Here is a 1,506-nt window from a genome sequence, read left to right as displayed (position 1 = left end):
GCTCACCGAGGTGGCCGAGCAGTTCGGGGATTGGCGTTACCGGCACCTGGCCGCGGTCCGTCGTTCGATGGGCGCCAAGCCGGGCAGTGGCGGCTCCAACGGTCTGGCGTGGCTGGAGCGCAGTATGGCGCGGGTGGTTTTCCCCGAGCTGTGGTCGGCCAGAACCCATATGTGAGCCGTGGTCGGCCAGAACCCATATGTGAAGGAAGAGACGGACATGATTCATCCGCTGAAATCCGGCCCGCCGGCATCCGGCCTGTTGTCGGCGACGGAGCAGGACGCGCTGCGGCGTGACGCCGCAGATCCCGGCCGCCGGGAGCTTTTCCTCATTCCGCCCGCCGACGGGGGCGGTTATCCGGAGAGTGCGTATCTGGCCGGTAACTCGCTGGGGTTGCAGCCGAGGGCGACGCAGGCGGAGCTGCTGGAGGATCTGGCCTCCTGGGCCCGGCTCGGGGTGGAGGGCCATCTGGAGGCCGGCCGGCCTTGGTTGCCGTATCACGGGTTGCTCACCGCGCCGGCTGCGCGGCTGGTGGGTGCGTTGCCCGAAGAGACCGTGATCATGAACTCGCTGACGGTCAACCTGCATCTGCTGATGGTGTCGTTCTACCGGCCGCGGGGCGGCCGGACGAAGATCGTCATCGAGGACACCGCGTTCCCCTCCGACAGCTACGCGGTGCGCAGCCAGGCACGTTTCCACGGCCTGGACCCCGACACCGCCGTGGTGCGGCTCGGCGACGGCCGGGAGGTGCTCGACTTCCTGGAGCGTGAGGGGGAGACGGTCGCGCTGGTGATGCTCGGCGGGGTCAACTATCTCACCGGTGAGCTCATGGACATTCCCGCGATCACCGCGGCCGGGCACGCGGCCGGCGCCGTGGTGGGGTGGGATCTGGCGCACGCCGCCGGGAACGTTCCACTGAGGCTGCACGACTGGGGGCCGGACTTCGCCGCCTGGTGCTCCTACAAGTACCTCAACTCCGGCCCCGGCGCCCTCGGCGGCGTCTTCGTCCACCAGCGGCACCTGGGCGACCCCGGCCTGCAGCGGTTCGAGGGCTGGTGGAGCACCGAGCAGTCGACCCGTTTCCGGATGGACCCGGTCTCGCGGCCGCCGGCCAGCGCCGACGCCTGGCAGATCTCCAACCCGCCGATCTACGCGATGGGCCCGGTGCGCACCTCGCTCAACCTGTTCGACCAGGCCGGGATGACCGAGCTGCGGGCCCGCAGCGTGCGGCTCACCGGATACCTGGAGAGCCTGCTGGACGAGGTCACCCCCACCCGGCCGCTCAGCGTGGTCACCCCGCGCGACCCGGAGCGCCGGGGCTGTCAGCTGTCGCTGCGGATCGAGCGCGGCAGCGCCGCCGAGCTGGCCCGGCGGCTGCGCCTGGAGCACGGGGTCGTCACCGACGCCCGCGAGCCGGACATCGTCCGGATCGCGCCGACCCCGCTGTATTCGACCTACCTCGACTGCTGGCGCGCCGCCACCGCACTGGCCCACTGCGTCAAGGAGGA

The 1,506-nt window shown here is 70.8% G+C and carries 2 protein-coding genes; both read left to right on the top strand.

All coding sequences use genetic code 11. The features are described 5' to 3' along the window. The coding region (locus tag AB0N02_RS47310; protein ID WP_363961759.1) for a tryptophan 2,3-dioxygenase family protein at window positions 1-175 on the top strand (175 nt) is incomplete at its 5' end. Window positions 176-217: 42 nt separating this feature from the next. Continuing rightward, a partial coding sequence (gene kynU, locus AB0N02_RS47305; protein WP_363961757.1) for a kynureninase occupies window positions 218-1,506 on the top strand: 1,289 nt, incomplete at its 3' end.

The organism is Streptosporangium sp. NPDC051022 (genome assembly GCF_040683035.1).
Classification (GTDB): domain Bacteria; phylum Actinomycetota; class Actinomycetes; order Streptosporangiales; family Streptosporangiaceae; genus Streptosporangium.
The sequence above is the reverse complement of the archived record's forward strand: the minus strand, read 5'-3'. Positions and strand labels throughout refer to the sequence as shown.